This is a genomic window from Candidatus Sericytochromatia bacterium, assembly GCA_035285325.1.
Lineage (GTDB): Bacteria > Cyanobacteriota > Sericytochromatia > S15B-MN24 > JAQBPE01 > JAYKJB01.
In genome coordinates this window covers 1-21,712 of record JAYKJB010000103.1, presented here as the reverse complement: position 1 = coordinate 21,712, position 21,712 = coordinate 1, and the positions used below count along the sequence as shown (strand labels likewise).

Annotated in this window: 16 protein-coding genes; 4 read left to right on the top strand and 12 right to left on the bottom strand. The window is 67.6% G+C overall.

What is annotated here, in order from left to right; all coding sequences use genetic code 11:
* Window positions 1-161: 161 nt before the first annotated feature.
* The 5 genes from VKP62_13235 to VKP62_13215 all read right to left on the bottom strand — a co-directional run bounded on the left by VKP62_13235 (window position 162) and on the right by VKP62_13215 (window position 5,281).
* Window positions 162-644 (bottom strand): hypothetical protein, encoded by a 483-nt coding sequence (locus tag VKP62_13235; protein MEB3198157.1) that lies wholly within the window; start codon window positions 642-644, stop codon window positions 162-164.
* Between the two features lie 159 nt (window positions 645-803).
* The gene (locus tag VKP62_13230; protein ID MEB3198156.1) at window positions 804-2,045 is read right to left on the bottom strand and encodes a WYL domain-containing protein; all 1,242 of its coding nucleotides are present in this window, start codon (window positions 2,043-2,045) and stop codon (window positions 804-806) included.
* A 151-nt stretch (window positions 2,046-2,196) separates the two neighbouring features.
* The gene (locus VKP62_13225; protein MEB3198155.1) at window positions 2,197-2,619 is read right to left on the bottom strand and encodes a hypothetical protein; all 423 of its coding nucleotides are present in this window, start codon (window positions 2,617-2,619) and stop codon (window positions 2,197-2,199) included.
* A gap of 266 nt (window positions 2,620-2,885) precedes the next feature.
* The gene (locus tag VKP62_13220) at window positions 2,886-3,818 is read right to left on the bottom strand and encodes a hypothetical protein (GenBank protein ID MEB3198154.1); all 933 of its coding nucleotides are present in this window, start codon (window positions 3,816-3,818) and stop codon (window positions 2,886-2,888) included.
* Window positions 3,815-5,281: an AAA family ATPase gene (locus VKP62_13215; GenBank protein MEB3198153.1), complete on the bottom strand. Its 1,467-nt coding sequence runs from the start codon at window positions 5,279-5,281 to the stop codon at window positions 3,815-3,817. The genes VKP62_13220 and VKP62_13215 overlap by 4 nt, the downstream gene beginning before the upstream one ends.
* Window positions 5,282-5,438: 157 nt before the next feature.
* On the opposite strand from VKP62_13215, the gene VKP62_13210 reads away from it, so the two are divergent.
* From VKP62_13210 to VKP62_13200, 3 genes are read left to right on the top strand one after another with little or no spacing between them, the layout of a single operon-like run.
* Window positions 5,439-6,335 (top strand): phosphate/phosphite/phosphonate ABC transporter substrate-binding protein, encoded by an 897-nt coding sequence (locus tag VKP62_13210; GenBank protein MEB3198152.1) that lies wholly within the window; start codon window positions 5,439-5,441, stop codon window positions 6,333-6,335.
* A 3-nt stretch (window positions 6,336-6,338) separates the two neighbouring features.
* A complete protein-coding gene (locus VKP62_13205; GenBank protein MEB3198151.1) occupies window positions 6,339-7,772 on the top strand; it encodes an ATP-binding protein in 1,434 nt (477 codons plus the stop codon).
* 13 nt (window positions 7,773-7,785) lie between these two features.
* The gene (locus VKP62_13200; GenBank protein ID MEB3198150.1) at window positions 7,786-8,187 is read left to right on the top strand and encodes a response regulator; all 402 of its coding nucleotides are present in this window, start codon (window positions 7,786-7,788) and stop codon (window positions 8,185-8,187) included.
* A 156-nt stretch (window positions 8,188-8,343) separates the two neighbouring features.
* Here the strand turns inward: VKP62_13200 and VKP62_13195 are convergent, their stop codons facing one another.
* From VKP62_13195 to VKP62_13165, 7 genes are all read right to left on the bottom strand, one after another.
* On the bottom strand, window positions 8,344-10,392 hold the full coding sequence (locus VKP62_13195) for an Ig-like domain-containing protein (protein MEB3198149.1): 2,049 nt from the start codon (window positions 10,390-10,392) through the stop codon (window positions 8,344-8,346).
* A 14-nt stretch (window positions 10,393-10,406) separates the two neighbouring features.
* Entirely contained in the window at window positions 10,407-11,123 is a 717-nt protein-coding gene (locus tag VKP62_13190) for a hypothetical protein (GenBank protein ID MEB3198148.1), read from the bottom strand.
* A 2-nt stretch (window positions 11,124-11,125) separates the two neighbouring features.
* The gene (locus VKP62_13185) at window positions 11,126-11,863 is read right to left on the bottom strand and encodes an Ig-like domain-containing protein (GenBank protein MEB3198147.1); all 738 of its coding nucleotides are present in this window, start codon (window positions 11,861-11,863) and stop codon (window positions 11,126-11,128) included.
* 155 nt (window positions 11,864-12,018) lie between these two features.
* Window positions 12,019-12,501: a hypothetical protein gene (locus VKP62_13180; GenBank protein ID MEB3198146.1), complete on the bottom strand. Its 483-nt coding sequence runs from the start codon at window positions 12,499-12,501 to the stop codon at window positions 12,019-12,021.
* A 180-nt stretch (window positions 12,502-12,681) separates the two neighbouring features.
* On the bottom strand, window positions 12,682-16,188 hold the full coding sequence (locus tag VKP62_13175; protein MEB3198145.1) for a UvrD-helicase domain-containing protein: 3,507 nt from the start codon (window positions 16,186-16,188) through the stop codon (window positions 12,682-12,684).
* 349 nt (window positions 16,189-16,537) lie between these two features.
* On the bottom strand, window positions 16,538-17,167 hold the full coding sequence (locus VKP62_13170; GenBank protein MEB3198144.1) for an alpha-ketoglutarate-dependent dioxygenase AlkB: 630 nt from the start codon (window positions 17,165-17,167) through the stop codon (window positions 16,538-16,540).
* Window positions 17,168-17,214: 47 nt separating this feature from the next.
* Complete coding sequence (locus VKP62_13165) at window positions 17,215-18,135, bottom strand: hypothetical protein (protein ID MEB3198143.1); 921 nt, start codon at window positions 18,133-18,135, stop codon at window positions 17,215-17,217.
* 203 nt (window positions 18,136-18,338) lie between these two features.
* Between VKP62_13165 and VKP62_13160 the strand changes: the two genes are divergently transcribed.
* Complete coding sequence (locus VKP62_13160) at window positions 18,339-21,449, top strand: serine/threonine-protein kinase (GenBank protein ID MEB3198142.1); 3,111 nt, start codon at window positions 18,339-18,341, stop codon at window positions 21,447-21,449.
* The last annotated feature ends 263 nt before the right edge of the window (window positions 21,450-21,712 follow it).

Below are 21,712 nucleotides of genomic sequence, written 5' to 3'. Positions count from 1 at the left end.
GCGCCGCTCGCCGATGGAATCAGTACGAGCAATGGTTGACCCTGCCGCCACGGAGGCTCCGATGTTCTTGCAAGTCCAACCGATGATCGCCCTGCTGCAGCGCCTTCAGCCCCGCGTCGCCAGATTGGTGGCGGTTGGGGGCATGAACTGACAGGCGCCGCTCAGCGAACCGGCCCCTCGATCGTCAGCGTGACGCGCGAGTGCTCCTCTTCCAGGCAAAGCACGGCCTGCCAGGTGGTGGGCGGCCCGGCCGCTTCCTGGGCCGTCACGCGGACCGGCAGGCGCCCGTACAGCTTGCAAATCCGGCGTCCCTGCTCGGCCGCCGCGACCATTTGCTGGTGCCAGCTCGTGGCCTCCAGTTTTACCTCTGTGACCTTGTCCAGCGGGCGCTGGATGCGCCAGAGAGCCCGCACCGCCCGCTCCAGCTTGGGGCGCGCGCTGGGTGTGACCTCCTCACTGGTCGCCAGGCTGAGCCCCGGAACGACGATGAAGGCCTGAGCACGCGGCAAGGCCCCTCGGACGAAGCCTTCGCCGTCGGGGCGCCCGGGCGTGGGGACGGGTGAGGCCGCCGGCTCCGCCGCGAGGCAGGTCGTGCCGAGGCTCAGCCAGACGGTGAGACCCAGCAGGGCGATCGGGTGCGGCATGACGAGCTCCTCCGGCGGGCGGGACGAGGGGGGCTTACCCTGCCCCTGCCGGCCTCAAACCCCCCGGGCGCGCCACCCCTTGCCCGGGTGGAAGCCCGTTGTTTGCCATTCGAATGTGCGCAGGGAGCGCCGTGCCGGCAGTACAATGAAACTGGCCGCTCAAGGCTCATCCTCCAGCGCGGCGCGGTGCGCCTCGTAGACCTGGCGGGCGGTCTCGGCCACCTCGGCGGCCAGCGCCCGCGGCTGCACCACGCGCACCTCGGCGCCCCAGGAGGCCAGCCACTTCTTGAAATGCGATCCCACCAGGGTGCGCACGCGATAGCGGATCAGCAAGCCCCGGGCATCGTGCTCGGCACTGAGGCGGGCCAGGGCGCAGCCGGGATCGTTGCGCACGGCGCTGGCCGCGGCGCCGTGGAACAGCAACTCGACCTCCGTGGTCAGGTCGGCCAGGGGCCGTACGTCGTCCTCGGCCCGCTTCAGCAGGGCGGGATCCTCCAGGTCGGTGCCCCACACGTTGTCGAGCAGCTCGCGCTCTTCGGCGGAGGGGGCCGGGCCGGCCCACTCGGCCCGGTCGCTTTCGAGGGCCTCGAGCTGGGCCAGGTGATGCAAGGGAATCGCACACCAGCGCCGCACCCCGCGGTGGAACCAGTAGGCCTCCAGGCGGGGGCGCCCGTTGTACCAGACGACCCGATAGGGACAGAGGCGCTGTGGCTCCTTGGTCTTCCGGCGATTGTAGCGGATTTCGATACGCAGCCCCTGGTCGAGGGCGCGCACCACCCCTTCCCAGACGTGTGCCCGCACGGCGCTGCGGCTGGCCTCGCCGAGGGTTGGCGGCAAGGGGCGGTGGCGGATGCGCGGGGTGTAACGGCTTGGCCCGAAGCGCGCTTCCAGGGCAGCCGACACGCGCGACAACAGCTGCGCGGCCAGGCCGCCGTGGCCACTCGCGGCCTTGAGCTCCGCCAGGGCGAAGCGCAATTCGGCCCGCCCGCGCGACGCGCGCGGGGCGCTCTGGGCGGCCAGTTGTTCGGCCACGCGGGCGACATGCGGGTCGAGCGAGGGGCCCTCGGGGCTGAACACCACGAATTCCGGCTGCAAGACCGCGCGGTAGTACACCTGATTGCGCATCCGTCCCTCGATGTGCGGCCCCACCCGGCCATCCGGTTGCAGCTGCAACGCCTCCAGCAACCCGGATGTGACCATGCCATTCAGGTCGCGGCAGAGGTGGTTGTTAAAGGCGGACTTTTCTCTCGCGGACAGGGTTTCCCAGCGGAAATCGTGCTCGGCCAGCGCCCGCTCGCGCAGCGTCGTGCGGGCAATCACGCCCGCCTCCAACGTCCAGAGCAGCAGCAGACAACGGATGCGCTCCCGCGACTCCTTGGCGCGTTTGTCGTTCTCGAGCATGGTCCTACCTGTCGGGCGAGGCCGTAGCAAAGGGCTCCCTTCTTTTTCCCGTTCGTCACGGGAAATTCTACGGCCGGGTCGTACGCCGCTGGCATTTGTTTGAAATCTGGCCACGGGGCAGCCTCTCCCATTCAAGCGCCGGCCTGGGGGCTCAGCGCTTGCGCGGGCGCGGACTTCGTCGGGGCGGGGCTTGCCCCAGCGTGCCGTTCAGCGCGCGCAGGGTCACCTCGGCCAGCAGATCCGGACACCAGGCGGCCGCCGATTCGGGCGCCAACCAGCCGAACAACAAGACCCACTTCGGCACGTCGAACGGCAACTCCTCCATGTCGCGGGAGAGAATCACCAGACCCGCGTTGTCGCGCCAGTCCCGGGTGAGCGGGGCATCCCGGCGGATCGCGGCGTGCTGCAGATGCTGCTTGGCCATCTCGACGAAGCCGTCCATGATGGCGACCCGCTCCCGACGGCTGAAGCAGGCGTGCGGCTCCTGGTGAAGGCGTTCGAGCACCTGGATACGCAGGGCCGCGAAATTGACGGTGCCACTGAGGGTCGAGGCATCGAGGCTGAAGAACGTCATGGCGAACCTCCTGTCGGGGCGTGGGGGCGTGATTGAAGCACCACGGCGACGGGGAGAAACCGACATCGCGAGCGCTGACTCTGGCGATGATGACATCGCTTATATACGGAAAAGTGATACTAAGTGACTGGAGTAAAAAACTTTTGCGAGCCTCAGGGGGCTGCCTGCTCGCCTTCTGGCGGGCCTCACCCGTCGGCGCGGCTCGCCCCGCCATGGGGCGGTGGCACGACCAACGCTCTGAGCCCTGACCCGCGGGCCCTGCTGGCTCAGCCCCCCTCGGCTCCAGGGGCCCGCGCAGGTTCGCCTGGCCGCCAGCGCCACTCCCGGCAGGCCCGGCGCAGTTCTTCTTCCCGCTGGCGCGCGAACGGGGTGAAGGGTTTCAGGTCGTAGTCGCTGGCGCCGAAGACGTACTCGCCGGCCAGCACCTCGATGCCCTTGCCCAGCTGGATCAAGGTGCGGTCGATGCGCAGGTGACGGTCGTGGGCGTGCCGCACGAAGGTCTCATCCTGCGCCAGCCGCACGCGCCATTCCCGGATGCCGCCTTGCGTCAGGCCGGCTGCCAGCTGCTTCAGCGCCGTCCGGTGGCCGGACCAGAGCTGGGTGTACAGCGTCACGTTCACCGGGCGCGTCAGGCCATCCAGCTCGCGCAGCAGGCGTGCCAGCCCGCTCGGCTGGGCCCGGCGCGTGTCGAGATGAGCCGCCAGGGCGTAGCGATCGACCAGCACCACGTGGCGGGCCTGCGCCAGCAGCGCGGCAAATTTCCGCTCCCAGAGCTCCTGCACGCGGGTGCCGGCGGGAATGCCGAGGTGCGCCTGGGCGCGGGCCTGCTGGAAGCCGAGGGCGCGATCCGCGCAGTCGAAACGGCAGGTTTCCGGCTGGCCGGCCGGGCGCAGCGAGATCTGGGTGGGCGTCAGCCCGCTGGCTGCGGCCTGCGCCGGGGTGACACAGTGCAGGTCGGCCTGGTCCGCCAGCGCCCAGCGGTTCTGCATCAAGCCCTGCTGCCAGCGCTTGCGCAGCGGCGTGGGCAGTTGCTGCAGCGCGCGGAACCAGGCCCGGCGCTCGTCGTCGCGCGTGGGCAGGTGCAGCTTGCCCACCAGGCGCCAGGCCTCCTGCAGGCGCAGGTGGGCCTGCTGGACCACCGCGTCGTGAGGGTCGAAGGCCTCGAAGACCGCCCGGTCGACCGAAAACGAGACGATCACAAGGCGGCCTCGCCGAACAGCTCCAGGAAGCTGTCCTCGAAGAAGCCGTCCGGCCACTCGTCGAGGAATTCCCCGCGCGCATCGAGGGACAGCCGCATGACCCGGCTGCCGTGCGCCCCGTCGGGCTGCACGTAGAGCACGCAGAGGTCATCCGGATGCAGGCGTCCCTCGCGCACCCGGCGTTGCAGGCGCAGCATCAGGGCCTCGCTGTGGGTTTCCAGGATCCACTGGTGACCCCGCTCCCGCCGGGCGCTGCCGCGACGCGCTTCGGCCCGCGGCAGGCGCGCCGTCTCGATGAAGAAATCGGCCAGGTGCGCTTGCATGCGGGGGTGCAGGTGAATTTCGGGCTGCTCCACGCAGATCGTTCGCCCACTGCCGCCGCCGCCCTCCACCAGCACCGGCAGGATCTGGCCCAGGCCGAAGCCCACATCCGTTGGCGCGACCCGCACCCCCGTGCGCTGGTCGAGCAGGTTCAGCACCACGATGTCGCCCGTTACCTCGGTGCCGATGCGCTCGGCCTCGATCGCGTAGGGCAGTTCGAAACGGCTGAACCAGCGGTTGATGTCCTCGACCGCCTCGGGATGCCGCAGGATGCGCGAGGCCGTGTGCTCGCCGACCCGCCCGACGCTGCGCGGATCGCCTCCGCTGAGCGGGGTGTAGCGCTGCGGGTAGCTGCGCAGCGGGCCAAGGTAGTCGAGCCGTTCGAAGGCCCGCTGCAGCGCGGCCGAGAGCATGCCCAGGCTGCCACCGTGGTGTTGCAGCACCCGGCCTGCCCGGGCGGCCAGCTGGGCCTCGGCGTCGGCCCGCACAACCGGACGCGTCGGCAGCAGCGGGGCGTCCTGAAACTCGATGGCCCGCAGCACCTGTTGCCAGCCCTTGCCCCCCAGCTCCGGGTCAGGTTCGGAACCCTCGCTGCGGCTGCGCTGGCGCAACCAGTCGGAAAAAGAACGCAGCGAGGCCGGGTCGAGCCACTTGTAGACGTGTTCGCCGACCGGCACGTAGGCCCCGGTGGCGGCTTCGCGAATGCGCGTCAGGCCGCAATCGAGCGCGCCCTGCGCGTCTGAGAAGCGGTAGCGCACGCTGCGCAGCTGCGGCAGCCAGACCGCCTCGCCGGCCGCATACTCGGTCTGGAACTGCCATTCGAAGGCGTAGTCGCCGCGTTCGACCCCGGGTCTGGCGCCACTCTCGCTCATGCGGAATCCCACCCCGAGGCGCAGCGTCCGGCTGGCCTCGTGCCGATGCAGCAGGCTGCGGTAGGTGCCGAGATCGACCAGCGCGCCGCTGGGGCGCAGCGCCCCGCCCAGTTCCGCGCTGGCCAGCGATTGCTTCAGCAGCAGCAGGGCCTGGATCAGGGAGGATTTGCCGGCGGAATTCGGACCATAGACCAGGGTCAGGGGCCCGAGGGGCACCTGCTGAGCCTGACCGAAGGGCTTGAAACCTTCCAGAAGCAACGATTCGAGCATGCGTGGTCTCCCAAGGGCGTCCGGACAGGCCGGCCTTGCGCCTCGCCGGGACGCGCGGGTTCGCCTGTGGTCGATTGCCCAAACGGGCACCTTTGGCTTATGGTAGGGGGGCTTGTCGCTCGGCTGCAAGTTTCGACCCGGAGCGAGGGGGACCAGGATGCGGTTGCAAGGCTGGAATCAGGGGCTCGTGGCGATCGCCCTCGGGGGCCTGGTTGGTCTGCTGGCAACGGTCTCCACGCCGGCCGCGCCGCCCCCACTGGTCTTTGCCAAGGTGCCCTCGGACGGGGCGGGGGACAAGCTGTCCATCCGCTACGGCCCGCTGGTGCGGGCCCTCAGTGAGGCGATCGGGCGAGAGGTGGTGTTCCAGTCTCGCCCTTCCTACGACAAGATGGCCGAGGCCATGCAACGGGGCGAGCTCGACATCGTGTCGGTCGGTCCGGCGCTCTATGTCCAGAACGAACGCCAATACGAGCCGATCGTCCGGCCCGTGCGCTTCAAGCGTTCCTGGTACCGCGGCCTCCTGCTGGTGAAGGCCGACAGCAAGGTTCGGCAACTCAAGGACCTGGCCGGCGCGCGGCTGGGTTTCGTCAGCACGCGCTCGACCAGTGGCTACCTGCTCCCGGCCCTGATGCTTGAACGTGCGGGGCTGGACCTGGCCCGCGACTTTGCCGACGTGCGCTTCTACAAGGGGCGTCACCCGGACGTGGTCCATGCCGTCACCAACGGCGAGGTGGATGCCGGGGCGGTCTACGACGACGCGCGCATCGACGCCTTCGGCCAGGACGAGGCCAAGCGTGGCGAGACGCGTGTGCTGGCCCAGACCGACAAGATTCCCAACGACCCGATCGTCGTTCACCGTCGCCTGCCGGCGCCGCTGCGCCTGGCCGTCCAGCGTTTCTTCGAGACCCTCGCGGCGCAACCTCCCGAGGCCGTGGCGCGCGTGGTCTCCCCGCTGGATGAGCAGATCAGCGGCTGGGTGCATACCGAGGCGAGCGATTACGACCCCGTCCGGGCCTGGACCAGCGCCCTGGAACGGGCCGAGCGCGGGAACTGAACCGTGACGGATGCGCCCGTGCGCCCTCGGCGTCTGGCTTCCTGGCTGCTGACGGTCGGCCTGCTGCTGGCCTGCACGGGGGGCTACCTGACCCAAACCCACCTGGCCCGCAGCGCCGAGGCCAGGGCGTTGGCCGACGAACTGCTGGGGGCCTATATCAATGGGCAAAACGGCTTTCAGGAACTGCGCGACTACTACGAACGCCGTCGCGACACCGAGTTGCGCGGGGTTCGCCTGCTCGACACCGATCAGCGCATGAAGAACCGCTATCCGCGGGACTTCGAGCCGGGCGGCTGGGCTGTGCTGGCCCCGATTCGCGGCGCCGATGGCGTCACGCGGGACTGGCTGGAGCTGACCTATCGCCCCTTGCCGCCGCTCAATTCAAACCTGGCGCTCTGGGTCGCCCTGTTCCTGCTGGGCCTGGCCGTGCGGCAGGTCTGGCGGACCCGCGAGGAGCGGGCGATCGCCGAGGCGGCCCGCCGTGAGTCGGAGGCGCGCGAGGTCGTCGCCGAGTCGGCCCGCCGCGAGACGGAAGCGCGGCTGGCGCTGGTCGAGCGCGAGCGGGAACTGGAGCGCCTGAATGACATCTGGTCGACCTTTTACGCCCAGATCAGCGATGACTCCAGCCAGATGAGCAATCACATCCAGGCTCTCAACGGGTTCATCGCTCAGATCGACATCAACCTGCACGACGCGGTCCACGACCTGTACAAGGCGCCCCTGCTGGGCACGGGCGATCTGAACGACAAGGGCCATCTCTCGCTGGCGGACGTGAAATCCTTCCTGCGCTGTCTGGAGGACCGTTCGATCGAGGTGACGCGCGAGGAGATGGCGGCCTTCGTGCGCAACGTCGACGAGACGATCGAGTCGATCCGCTGGGTCATCGACGGGCTGCCGGAATATGCCAACCGCCAGACCCAGCCGGTCGACCCGCGCGCGGAACTGTTCGCCTTGCTGGAGCACCTGCCGCCGAACCTGCGCAGCGCCAATGACGGCCTGCGCATCGAGGCGCTCGTGCCCGAGACGGCGCCGCGCATCATGTTCAACCCGGTGCATTTCCGCAGCGTGGTCAAGAACGCGCTCTACAACGCGGCGGCCTCGGTGCGCCGGGCGCAGCGCGAGGACGAGGGCCTGGCCGGACAGATCACGATTCGCTTCGTCGAGCAGGCCGAGCGCCTCGGCGTGATGCTGGAAGACAACGGCACCGGCTTTGCCGAGGGGGTCATGGACAAGCTGTACCGGGGGCGGGTCGAGTCGTCCAATCGACGCCGCCGTGGCGGCAAAGGCAGCCTGATCGTGGCCGCCTATCTGGGCTTTCACCAGGCCACCTTCGAGCTGGCCAACCGCCCCGAAGGGGGCGCGCGGGTGACGTTCTGGTTCAACCGGGAAGATGCAGGGCAGCCGGCCGGGGCGGCCCTTGCGGAAGTTCGAGCATGAGGGGGAAGCTGCCGTGCGCCATGTGCTGATTGCCGATGACGAGGCGATCGTCCGCCATTCGATTGCCCTGATGCTGCAGGCCCTCGGCCACACCTACGTCGAGGCCGGTTCGCCGCGCGAGGCGACGCGCCTGGCGGCCGCGGCGATCGCGGCAGGCACGCCGTTCGGCCTGCTGGTGGTCGATTACAACTTCATCGGCGAGGACCAGGACGGCATCGAGCTGGTGGAAACCCTGTTCGCCCGCCACGGTCGCCTGCCGACCCTCATGCTGACGGCCAGCACCGACCCCGACGTGCGCCAGGATGCCCTGGACGCCGGCGTGGGCCTGGTGCTGAACAAGCCAGTGCAGGCCGAGCCGTTTCGGGTCGCGCTGGAACAACTGCTCAGCGCCTGGGCCGATCCGGTCTCCTCGTAACGCCTCTGGGGCCCCTTTCCTGGCCTGGCTTCTTCCTCGTGATGAGGCCCGGCCGTGCCTGCCCCAGCGGCCCGTTCGTGGGCCCGGGTCACGCCGTGGTCGCCCTGGCGGCCCTTTCCCAGGCTCGGAACACGCCGCGATCGCCCTGGCGGTCGATCAATAGGCCTGAATTACCCCGTTGTTGCCGACCCGCCAGCCGGTGGTGGGATTCACAAAGAAGGTCTCCAGGAAGCCACTGGTCGTGCTGGTGATGTAGCGTCCGCTGGCGACGTCCACGACCCGCCCGCCACTGTACGAGCAGTAATCGCACAGCCGCGTGAAGGTCAGCCCGCCGTCGGTCGAGCGTGTGACGGAATAGTTGGCGCTGCCGGCATATTCGCCGAAGACCCAGACGTCGGTGGGGCTGGTCATCTGCAGCGAGTACCCGGCACTGGGGGTGGAAGACGCGCCGCGCTGCCAGCTGGCCCCGGCCGAATTCGTCACGTAGATGGCGCCGGCACCGCCCACCACCCCGCGTGTCGGGCTGATGAACGAGACCTTGAGGCCGTTGGCACTGGTGCTGCGGCTCCAGCTCGCACCGCCGTTGGTGGTCCGGTAAACGGCCGACTGCGAGACCGCCCAGCCGTTGGTGGCGTTGACGAATTCCACGTCGCGGATCGTTTCGCCACCCCCGCTGGGCTGGGCATTCCAGCTGGCGCCGCCGTCGGTCGACTTCACGATCGTGCCGTTCGACCCCACCGCCCAGCCGGTGGTGGCGTTGATGAAGAACACGCCGTGGTAATCGACCGCCGGCGCCAGCGAGGCCGGGCGCCAGTCGCTGCCGCCGTCGGTGGTGCGCATGATCGTGCCTCCGTCGCCCACGCACCAGGCGGTGGCGGCGTCCACCGCGTGGAGGTCGCGCAGCGTGCTGCTGACGCCGCTCAGCTGGTTGTACCAGTGTTGCGGGGTGAGCGTCAGGTCCTGCGGCACCGTCACGGTCTGATCGGCCTGAGAGGCGTCCAGGTTGACCCGGTAGGCCGCGCCGGCTTCGGCGCTGAAGCGGCTCTTGCTCGCTTGCAGCGTCACGCCCCCGAGTGTTGTGACCAGGCGGTACGACCCGCTCGCGTCGGTGGTGGCGCTGCGGCCGTTGGAGAGCGTCACCGTGGCGCCGGCCAGGCCCGTTCCCGTTTCGCTGTTCACGACCCGCCCGGTCAGGACGGCGGTGGGCACCGGCGTGGGCGTGGGAGTTGGCGTGGGGGTAGGCGTCGGCGTGGGGCTGGGCCGCAGGGTCGGGGTGGGCCGCGGCGTCGGTGTGGGTTCCGGTTCCGGCGTGGGCAGCGGCAACTCGAACAGCTCGTCGTCGGAGGTCGGCACGGGGCGCGGCGTCGCGCTGGCGGGGAAGCCCGCGATGCCGCTGGTGGCGGGGCTGAGCGTCGGGCTCGGCGTGGGGCTGGGCGATCGCCCGCCGGGCAGCGGCGTGGCACCCGGCCCGAAGGTGATCTCACTGGGGCTGGGGGAGGGCCTGGGGGTGGCATCGGCGGCCACCACCGTCAGTTCGGCCAGCCCGCGATAGCGCTTGTCGACGGTGTAGGCGGCCAGAATCGTCACGCGTCCCTCGCGGCGGGCGCGCACCAGCCCGGTCTGGCTGTCGACGGTGGCGATCGTGTCGTCGGAGGAGGACCAGACCACGTTGCCGTGGCGCTCGCCGTTGTGCATGGTGACGACCGCCGCCAGCGTCTCGCTGCCGCCGCGGGGCAGGCTCAAGACCGGCGGCGTGATTGCGATCAACGAGACCAGATGCTGCGCAATCACCGAGACCGTCAGCGTCAGGCGGGCCGAGGGGTCCCGCACAGCCTGCACCGTCAGCAGCGCCTCGCCCTCGCCCTGCGCCTCGACGCGCCCACTGGCCAGGTCGACCGTCGCCACGCGCGGATTGCTGCTCAGCCAGGTGACGGCCTCCCGCAGCGGGTAGCCCGCCTCATCCCGCAACCAGGGCGCCAGTTCCTGGCTGTCGCCCGGCTTCAGCACCAGCTGGGTGTCGCTGCTGCGCAGCCGGATGGCGGGGCGATCGCCCACGGCGCCGTTCCAGCCGGGGGGCGGGGTCGCGCCCGGCGTGGTGCCCGCACTGCTGCCGGCCACCGTCACGATGAAGTCCGGCGGCAGCGGCGTGCAGCCGAGCAGCACCAGGCCGACCAATCCCCCCAGGGCTCGCTTGCGACGCGTCATGCGCGACCTCCTCGTCAGATCCGGATGGTGAAGCCGGCCCGCGCGATCGGCCCGGATTCCGCCTGTAATTCGTTCACGCGCGTTCCGCCCGCCAGGCCTGCCAGCGGGGTCAGCCCGCTCTGCCAGAGCCAGCCCGCCTCCGCGAACCAGCCGAGTGGCCCCCGGATGGCCCGCAGCCCGAACGCGCCCCAGTAGCCGAGCCCAGCATCCCAGGCCTGGTCCACCCGCACGCGGCCGTCGCCGGCCTGTACGGTGGGTTGCCGGTACAGGTTCAGCTGCAGCCCGTGGCCCAGGTATAGCCCGTGCGCAGACCCGCTGCGCCCGCCCAGCTCCGCGCCCAGCATCGTGGTGTGGGCCGCCTGCGCCCAGTTCAGCGCCAGGTTGAGCTCGCGGGCCCCTTTTCCGGTTTCCGTGCGCTGGTTGTAGGCCAGCTGATGAACCCACCAGCGCTGGCCTTGGGGCAGGCTGTCCAGGCGCACCCCGGCCGGGTCGAAGCGCACCAGGGTGACGCGCAGGGGCAGCGTGCTGAGGGCATAGTGCCAGTTCCCCTGCGGACCCTCGGCAAACGGCTCGAGCGTGACCGCCTTCGCGCGTGGCTTGGTTTCCGGAGCCTCGCTGGCTGCTTTCGCGCGTGGCTTCAGCTCGGGCGCCTCGCGCTCAGCCAGCGCGGGCCCCCCCAGCGGGAGGCTCGCGCAGGTCAGCCAGGCGATCGCCGTCAGGCGCGCGCCCATGGTTACTGGACGGTCACATCACACGTCGCCCGTCGGGTCGAATCGCCCGCCGCCGAGACGGTGATGGTCGCGCGCCCCTTGCCCACGGCCGTGACCAGGCCGCCGCCGCTGACCACGGCCACGCTCTGGTTCGAGCTTTCCCAGCGCACATTGGGCGACATGCTGCCGTCCGACATCTGCACCGAACCCGTCAGCTGCCGGGTCTCTCCCACGGCCAGGCTCGTGCTGGCCGGATCGACCCGCGTGACGGCCTCCTGCACCACGCCCTTGCGCACGGTGACGGTCACCAGGGCCCGCTTGCTCGGGTCACCCAGCGCGCTGGCGACGATGCTGGCCACGCCCTCGCTCTTGCCGGAAATCCGTCCGGTGGTCGGATTCACCTCCAGGATTCGGCTGTCGGAACTGGCCCAGGTCACGTTGGAGTCGAAGGTGCCATCGCTGAACTGCACCGTGGCCAGCAGGTCGCGCGCCTCACCGGCGGTGATGATGTAGCTCTCGGGCGTGACGCGCACCTCGCGCACCTGCTTGCCGCTGGCGGGGCTGCTGCCCACGGGGGCCTCGGCCGAGGGCGCGGCGGGGGCCGGGGCGATCGCCGGGGCCGTCCCCGGGGTTGCCGGCGCACCGGTGGTTGCCTGGGTGGCACCGACCGTGATGGGCGGCGGCGTCATGGTGATGAACCCGGTGCAGGCAGAGCTGAGGGCGGCGGCCATCAGCAACGCGGCGTAAGAGACTTTCGACACGGGCGGTGCTCCTTTCAAGGTCGCGCGACTGGCGGCCGAGGGATGTGGGTGGCGTTGTTTTTTTAGAAACAAGTCTGGCATCTCTATTCCCCATTTGGCAACAAAGCTTCGACCTGGCTGGGCGAACCGGCCCGGGCGCCGGCACGCCTCCAGGCCTAGTCTTCGAGGGCGGTTGGCTGGTCCGGTTCGTGATGCTGGCTGGTCTCGGCCAGCCAGCGACGCTGCGCCTTCAGTTCCGTGATGCGCGTGTCGAGCAACTCCCCCACGTCGGCATCGCGCACCACCAGCTCGACGATCAGGCTGTGCCGCCCGCTCGGGCCGAGCACGCGGGTGTAAGCGGGCAGCGCACCGTCCCGGATCCACTCGCGCAGCGACTGCAGCTCCCCCGGGGTGAGCGGGGCGAGCAGGAGTTGCGGTTGGGGCAGCTCACAGGGCAGGCCCGTCTCCTCGGCCTGCGTCTCGCGCAGGGGTCTGGCGGGCGCGGGCAGACAGGTGGTCGCCACCACCATGCGACGCAGGGCGCGTCGGCGCGGCCAGTTGAACATCAGGCCGAACAGGCCTCGCAGCAGGCGAATTCCCAGGCCGGCTCGAGGTTGGCCTCGTCGGGCGCTGGTCGGGGTGGAGCGGGAATCGGTCATGGGGCTGGTCTCCTGTGGCGTCGGGGCGGTCTGGCTCAGTGAAGCACGGCGCCCATCGCGGAATTCGATATTGAGCAGAAAATTTTTGCGGAATGCGGAGCGGGCTTCGTGCTGACCCGTCATCCCGGCGTTGGGAAGCCGGTCGGTCGACGCCGGTGCGCGACCGACCGGCGGGCGCCATCACGACGCCTTGGCGCTGGGGGGCACGTCGGGGGCTTCCAGCAGGACCATTTCTTCGCACAGCCCCGCCAGCCCGGCCAGCACCTGATGCCAGTCTTCCCGCGTGCGGGCCGTCTGGGCCTCCTGCCGCCGGAGGCGCACCCGGCCCGCCAGTTCGGCCTGGGTGGCGAACTCGCAGCAGCGGGCCGCGCGCTCCAGCATGGCGAGGAAGCGCTCCTTGCCCTTCAGGATGAACCATTCGGGCTCGTGCTCGGCCGTGTGGGGGCGTCGTGGCAGGGCGTCAAGTTGCTCCTGGAATTGCTTGCGGGTCTCTTCAAGCTGGGCGCGGCCGGCCGGTAACCACCGCTTGGCGCGTTCGTACAGGCGGGCCGCACGGGCCCAGTCTCGCTCGAGCTCGCAATATTCGGCCAGCACCTCGGGCCCTTGGGCCAGCAATTTGGCCAGGCCTTCACATTGCTCGGCCAGATCGTGCGCGTCGGCCTGGCGGGCGGCCCGGGCTGCCCGGGCGAATTCGTCCGCCTGCATCCAGCCGTGGGCGGCTTCCCGGAAGGCCTGCGCGCGTTCGTAGTAGCGCGCCGCCCAGGCGGGTTTTCCTGCCAGGTCGAGCCGCTTGGCCGCGTGGGTCAGGCGCCCCTGGGCCAGCAGGGATTGGAGGTCCGTGAGGCGCTCCAGGCGACGCGCCTGGCGTTCGCGTGGCCCGCTCTCGGACGCTTCCCAGGCCTGCTGCGCGCACGATCGCGCCACCTCCCAGGCGTAGGGGGCCCAGACGCGTTCCATCTGTTCCAAGGCCGGGCAGGCCGGTGGATCCGCCTGCTGCCACAGGGCCTCGATTTCAGAGGCGGTTTGCCAGGGATCGGCCACAGGCGTTTCGGGGGGCGGCAACGGCTCGCCCAGCGACAACCCCAGCGCCCACTGTTCCATTTGCTGGCTCATGCGCAGCCAATCGCCGCTTTGCCAGGCCACCAGGAAGGCCAGAAACGGTGCTTCCGCGCGCGTGAAGTGGCGATACGCCTGGTTGAGTTCGCCGCGCCGCGCCTGCAGCCAGCCGACTTCCCGCCAGGCCTGGGCGCGCCGGAAGGCCCGCTCCGCAGGGGCCGCCTGCCCGGCGGCCAGAAAGCAGCGGCCCTGTGGGTGGTGACGCCCGGCGCGGCCGTGCCGTTCCGCCGCCTCGGTCCAGCGTCCGAGCGGCTCCAGGCAGGCCGTGGCGGCGGCTTCGTTGCCCGCGCGGGTGTAGGCCTCCAGGGCCGGTTCCCAATCGCCCTGCTGGCTGAGGCAGCGCCCCACGTCGTTCCAGCGACCGGCCCGCTGGTAACAATGAATCGCCTGCGAACCGCGTTGCAGGGCCTCCTCGCAGCGGCCGGCAGCGCCCCAATCCCCACAGGCCAGGAATTGCGTCACCGCCGCCTCCCAGGCGCCGGCCTTGACGTAGGCCTGACCTGCCTCCTGGGCGCAGCCGGCGAGCTGGTAAGCCTCACCGGCCTGCCGCCATTTGCCGGCTTTCTCCCAGCAGGTGCCGGCCAGGCGATGGGCCTCGGCCCGCGCATAGGCCTCGCCCGCTTGCTCCCAGCGCTCCAGGGCATACAGGCAGCGGCCCGCCGCTCCCCAGTCGCCCAGGCGCTCGAACAACCCCGCTGCCTGCTCGAAGCGACCGGCTTCCTCCCAGTGTCCGGCCCGCCGCAGCAGCACGTCCCGGTCTTCCGGGGGGGCCTGCAACTCCTGAGCCAGCGCGGCGATCGCCGCCGGTCCTTGCTCCCAGTCCGCGTGGGCCAGGCCGCTCCAGTGCGTGGGCAGGTAATCGTCCACCACGAACAGCACCCGGTGCGCGCGGGTGGCGGCGACCACCAGGCGGTTGACCAGGCCCTTGTAACGCGGATCGTGGATGCGGTGGAAGTCCCACACCTCGCGGTCGGCGCCGAACAGGCCCCACAGGATCACGACCTCGCCTTCGAGCCCCTTGGCTTCATGCACGGTGAAGACGTGGGCGGTGGTGAAGGTGGCCTGGAGCTCGCGCTTACAGGCCTCGTCCCGGCAGATCACCATCAGGCGCGTGGTGAGTTGCTGACGGGCAGGCACCGGCGGCAGCTGGGCCAGGCTCAGGTGCCGCACGGGCTCGCCGTCGCGCACCGCTGCGACCGTCAGGGCCTCGTCTTCGGCCCAGGTCTGCTGGCGCCACAGGGCCACGGCATTGGCCAGTTCCACCACCGGGCGAGGCGAGCGGTAGTTGCGCGCCAGGGTCTGCACATCGCCTGCGCCCAGCCGCACCCCCCATTCTCGGTACATCGTCTCGCGCCAGCGCGTCCAGTTGAAGCGGCTGGGGTGGATCGCCTGCTGGGTGTCGCCGGCCAGGAACAGCCCATCCGGGTTGCGGCACAGCGCCAGCACCAGCCCCAGGTGAAAGACCGTGAGGTCCTGGGCCTCGTCGACAATCACCTCATCGAAGGCCGCCAGCGCCCCGTGTTGATACCTCAACGTGCGATAGGCCGCGCGGGCGAGGTCCATGTCATCCCAGCCTTCCAGGCGCCGGTACTGCTCGAAGACCTCCCAGGTGGCGGCGGGATTGTCGGCTCCCCGCAGCGGGCTTGCGAGATACTCCTCGTAGCGCAAGTGGGCCTCGTCCGGCCGATGCAAGAGGCGCTCGTCCCCCTTGATCACGGCCTGGATTTCCTCCCAGATCTGGTCCGGGTCGTGTCCCACCAGCCGGTTCATGCGAGAGAAGTGACGCTCGCGAAAGCGGCTCCAGGACAATTTGCCTTCAGCCGGAAAGCGGGTGTCATGCCCCTCGCCCACCAGCTCCCGACACAGCTCCTCGATCGTCTTGAATTCGGGCTTCTCGGCCTGCTCGTTACGGATGGCGTCGTAGAGTTCTTCGGCGTGCCGCTTGAGGTGCGGCGTGAAGGTCAGGTACAGCCGCCGACGTCCACTGCCCTCGGTCGCCAGCAGGCGATAGATGGCCACCGTGGTCTTCCCGCAGCCGGCGCTGCCACGCAGCAGGATCGGGCCCGGACACGAGGCGATCGCCCACTGGTCGTCATCGAGATGCAGATGCAAGTCGAGCTCCGGATGCAGCCGGGCCCGCTCTGGCCAGGCCGGGTCCCAGACGCGCTTGACCCAGCTGGGCTGCTGCTGACACAGCGGCGCCACATACTCGATCGCCTCCGGCAGCAGGCTGACGTTGACCGCCTCCTCGACGCGCCAGCGCGGCGGCAGCACGTGCCACTCCTCGCCCTGGGCATGGTTGCCAATCTCCCCGAAATGCAACGCCACGCCCCCCAGACGCTGTTCAAAGAAGAAGGGAATGCGCAGGCCCTGGGTGAGGCGCATCTTGTAAAGGCCGTCCGGCAAGCGCCGGATCAGGGGAGCGCCGATCACGCGGCCACAGCGATAGAAGTGGGCCGCGGCCTCGAAGAGGTACTCCATGCGCCCCTGCAAAGCGCGCAAGGGCCCCCGCAGGGCCTGCATGGTGGCGTCGGCAATGGTGATTTCTTGAAAGAGGGCTTGGGTGCTCATGACAGTCTCCACGACAGACCACCGCCCCCTGTGCAATGAGCCCGGGGGAGTTGTTCGGCGATCGTTGCTGTTCCTGTTGGCGATTGTCTCAGGGGGTATGTATCGAAATCTGCAATTAAAAAACTCGGGAAAAATTTTCGATTTTCAGAGGTGAGGGGATCAGGGCTCCTTGGGCGTTCTCAAGTTGAACCCCCGCCGCGCCAACTTCCTCCGCTTCAGCATTTTTCAGCGCTTGCCTGCCCCAGGCAATGTCGAAGAACACTTGCTGCGCTTGCGTGATTATCTGGAATAAGCGCTAGGTCTCCAGGCAGGCCTGTCTCTGGGCTGCGAGATGTCTGGTCTGCGTTCTTCAACGCGTAAGGACGAGTCTGAACGTCAGATTGATGCGTGGCCCCGTGACCGTCTTGGATTTTCGAATTTCGTGTTCCCAGTGGCGTTGGGTCTCCCCGGCCATTACCAGCAGGCTGCCGTCTTCGAGGGGAAGTTCGACGACCTCCAGATCCTCGCGCGACTTGTGCCGCAGGCGAAATTTGCGCGTGGCTCCGAAGGTCAGTGAGGCGATGACCGGTTGTTCCCCAAATTCCCGTTCATTATCGCTGTGCCAGGCGATGCTGTCCGTGCCATCCCGGTACAGATTGAGCAGCACCCCATTGAAACGGTGTTGGGTCGCTTGCTCTACTGCGCAGCGCAGTTTCGTGAGATCATCCGTCCAATCCAAGGGGCTGTTGTGAATGCGCGAATAGGTAAAGAATGCGCCGGGATCGCCATACCAAGCAGTCAGCCTCGGTATTGGCATCTGTTTGCCGTAGGCCACTAAGTGCTCGCTTCGCCACGCAACGTGTGCTTGGAGGCGTTCAAAATAGCCCCGCGCCTCGAACGGCGCGATGAAACCCGCTTGGTACCAAATGGTGGCATCCGGCAGGTTCAAATGCCGAGGCCCCAGGCCGCTGAACAGTGACATTTGCTGACCATTCGTCATTTACCACGTGCCTCCCATCATTGAGGAATATCGGACCCCGTCCGGGCTTAGCGCTGGCCGGAACTTGGGCTTGTTGCGCCAGTCTGTAGCGATTTCGTATAAACGCGTTCTCCCAATTCCCCCTTGCACTTGGGGCTATGAGCCAGTCTTTTCCAGAAGGCTGCATAGCTTGATTCAACTTCCTCCATCGGGTACACGTTCGTCGCTCGTGAGCGCTCGAACTGTTTGGCCATCCCACAAGTCTCGGCACTCGCGTCGAGCCTTGCAAGGGCTTGGCCTTTCAAGTTGTCGTTGATGACCACCATGGCACCAGGTTTGCACGATCCGAAGACGCGCTCGAGGAATTTCATCATGGATGATTCTTGGCTGCGCATCTCGGAGAGCAAGAAGCTCGATAGCACCAGGTCTGCCTCGCCGATCCGGCTCCGGCAGGCTTCGCTTAGCTCCCTGTGGAAATTCTGCGCGTGGTAACGCACCCGCCATTTCCTCTCCTCCAGGTGGCCGCGTTGGCGCAAGGCGCCTTGCATCATTTGCCAGTTGTCCTCCCACGCCGTACAGCGGTCGTACACGTCACACGAGATTGAGGTTGTCCGATTACTTTCGACAAGGAACTTCACCAGGCCGAGCATCTCTGCGCCTGGCCCCCCGCCAAGCACCACCACCTTCAAATGCGTCTGTTTGAACAGAACCTGCGACACCGGGCAGGCCTTCAAGGTGGTGAACAGCCAGTGCGCATGGGCGGGAACATATTTACACGTGTAGGCGTGGCGGGCGACCTCTCCAGCGTATTCGGGCGCGCCCAAGGAGACATTGTGATGGTAATGCATACTCATCCGCTGAAATTCGCGAGCAAGGCGGGCATAGGCCTCTGACTCAGCCATTTCCCAATTCGAGGGGGTTTTGGCAAACGTATGGAAGACCAACTCGAAGCAGGCCAACTTGGCTGGCGTGAAACTAAGCTGCTGCATGATTTAGCCTCCTCTGACTCAGTAGACTCATTATTGCCGGCACATAGTTTCAAAAAATGATATTAAGGCTGCCTGGAAAAATTTTAAGTGCGAATGTCTGCTGGCGTTCTTAGTGATTTCCTCGGATACAAACAACGAGTCACGATCGGTTGCAGACGTCTTGGGGTATGAGGTGCTTGCTTCAATGCCAGGACGAACACAGGATGGCGCTCACGACACTCACCCCCTCCACGGCCCCCTCGTTGCTGGCAATCGCTTGGCGTCGCGCCGTCGCCGACGATGGCACGCCGTTTGAGCGCCTGCTCTCAAGGCTTTGCCTGGTCGAGCAATCGCAGCGCTATCTCTTCGCCGTGCTGGCAGCGCGCCAGTGTGGTGCCGGTTTGCCCCCAGGCCAGCGGGTGACGGCTTTGTATCGGGCGCTCCGTGCCCCCTCGCTGGAGGCTTGGGGCCTGGCGAATCAAGAGCTTGCGGAAGCTCTGGTGGGGGTGGACGATCTTGAGTCGTCGCTCAGACCGCTGGTGGACCTCTACGTCATCGACGAAGCCTTTCGGACTGCATCCGTTCAGCTTCACGATATCTGGCGCATGATGGCGCCGGAGGCAGGATGGCCTGCCAATCAGGCAGGGCGCGCTGAGCACTTGCTGCGGGAAGGCGAGCAGGCGTTTCAATTTTTTCTGACTGGCATCGCCGTGGCTGGTGGGCTGACGCCCCTCTGGCTGCAACGAAAGGACCGAGGGACCCAAGGGGAGACAACTGCTGGGGTATGGGTACTCCAGGGTATGCAGCCTCGGCGGCTGACACTCTCCCTTTCTGATGGTTGGCACGCCATTCCGACGCGCTCCACGTTTTTGTTGTTGGAGGGGGGGCGTGTCCTATCGCTTGGGCCCTTCGTCTGCACGCTGCAGCCCAGGGCCGACGAGCCCCCCAAAACTTGTCTTTTGTCCGGCTGGGACGAGGCGGACAAAGCGTTTACCTATTCGGACTCCGTCACGGACGCGTCTTTGACCTTGTTGCCCCAGGAGTACGCCAACGTGCCCGAAGATCTGGAGCACCTTCACCAGTTGAATTTTGGGTTTCGGATGCGCACCATCCCGGCGTCGCTGGCCACTGCGATCGGGGTGGCGCTCGCCACGCCAGCGGTGGAAGGGGCAGCCCCGGGGGGCGAGCCTAAGCCTGCTTTACCGGGGGCCCGAGAGAGTTCCATGCCTGTTCGGGAGGTGCGTGAGACGGGTGAGTCTCCGCCGCAAGTCTTGCGGCGTGACCTCGCCGATCAGGCAAGCTCTTCAGACCTTTTACTGCGCTGTTATGCGCCTCAGCCCGTGGCGTCTGCCTATGCCCGCGCCGTTCATCCGGGCAGTGATAGTCGGGAAGCACTCGGTTGGCAGCTTGGTTTTGTGGATGTGGCCATCCGCTTTTTGCTGGCAGTGCTGACGGCTCAGCGCATCGGCTTGGGGTTGAAGCCTGGAAGGGACTTCGAGCAGCTACGGCGCAAATTCACTGGACCAAGCTTGGGGGATTTCTGTCGGGCCGCCGAAGAGACGGCACGTTCGCTGAATGGGCACCCCATCGATTCCCGCTTGCAGGAACTCGTGGCGCTTTACCTGGGCTCGTCTGTGGATGGCTCTGCTGACGGCCGCAGCGAGTTCGCCCTGCACCTTCAGGCGCTGGTGGAATTGCGGAATCAGATGGTGCATCAGGGGGCCACATGTCTGCCGCCTGAAACGATGGCCGAGAGCGCCCTGGCGGAGGCGGCAGACCGCATCAAAGCTGTTTGTGTGGCGCTGCGGGTGTTGCGTCACCATCCGATTTTGTACGTAGAAAGCTCCAAACGCCGCCCGGACCAGTCGACGACGGTGGTGCTCAGGCGCTTTGCCGGCCTGACCCCCGATCGGGTCGAAGTGGTGCTGCCGCGCGGGGAGCAACTTCCCGATGAACAGCCCTTCTTGCTGCTCGACTCCGGTGCGGTGCTTTTGCTGGCGCCTTTCGTGGCTGTGGGGCCCAGTGAGCGCACCGGCTTTCGTGAAACCCGCATGCTCTACAAGTGGGACTTGTCCTCGCGATTGATGGAGTACGATCCGGCTGACGGTGGCGAGCGCGCACCGCTCCGGGGGGCGGTCCCGATTGGTTTCGAAGAAGCGATAGCCAAGCTTGCTCCCACAGCGGCGGAGACGATCTGGGAGGGCGCCGTCGCTCCTGAACGTGTGGAGGCTCTGCGCGGAGCGCCCCACGAAGAAGGGTTACCTCGATTTCCTGGCTATCACCTCGAACGCCGAATTGGCGCAGGTACCAGCAGCTCCGTGTATCTGGGTAAAGCCACGGACGGCTCGGCCGGGCAGGTGGCCATCAAAGTGTTGAACCGTGCGGTTCGAGAGGACCGAAGCCAGTTGGAGCGATTGGCTCGCGAGTATCGCCTGCTCTGCCTGCATCCTCATCCTCACATCGTGCAGATGTACGATATGTTGACGAATCCGCTGCCAGCGCTGGTCATGGAATACATCGATGGTGAGGATCTGGGCCAGCGGGTCGCGCGGGGGGCATTGGCCCCTGAAATGGCTGTGCAGATTGGTATGGAGGTGTTGGACGCGCTGGAAAGCGTTCACGCCCACGGGATCTTCCACCGGGACATCAAGCCGGCCAACGTGTTGCTGGATGCCCGCGGCCGCGCGCGCCTGATCGATTTCGGAACGGCCAAGGTTGTGGGGGAAGCCAGACTGACGATGCCCTCCGACGTGCTGGGCACGTTGGCCTTTTCAGCGCCGGAGCAGCTCGAGCGTGGTATCGTGAGCGCGGCGAGCGACCTTTACGCGGTCGGAAGGTTACTCAGTTTCATGACGGCAGGCCGCATCACCTCACCCGGGGCCCCAGCCTTGCCTGGTTTCCCTGAACTGGAGGCGGTAATCCGTCGGGCCACGGCTGCCCAGCCTGCGGAACGCTGGGAGAGTGCCAGCGCCATGCGGCAGGCCCTGGCTGCCTTGCCAGGGAGCGCCGGAAGCCCGCTGCCGCTTCAAGTGGGCGATCGCGTTGGGGGCCGACTGATCATTCGAGCCACTCACGGCGCGGTCGCCCAGACGCGCTTGTTCGAAGCGGAGGAGGAGGGCACAGGGGAGCTCGTGAACTTGGCCATCGCGGGGCCGCGCCCTGAGGACCGAGCGCCGCTATTGGCAGTCTGCCAGCGCGGTTCTCGCCAACTGTTGCGAGAACTAGGGCTGCAGATGCGTTCGGATCAGGGTGGGCTACTGCTTGCGGTCTTCGATGCAGGCATGCAGGCTCGGCAGGCGCTCGCACGGGCGGTCGGTGCGGAGGCAGGAGGTTGAGGCGCGCCAGATCCCGCCTCTTTGAGCCTGCGTTTGGCCGGTGCTCTAGCCCGTCAGCAACAGACGACTCATTGAGTGAGAGGCTAAGTAGGCCAGGCGGTCTTGAGTAGACCCTGGCAATTGGCTACTTCCTTAAGGTGCCTTAACAGGAACGGGGGGCTTCCTATGCTTTTGTTCAATCTGTTGGATCAGGTCCATCGAGCGCTGACGCATACCTCCCTGGTCGCTGCGTGCGCCAAGCACGACTGCCTTCAATAGCGGGA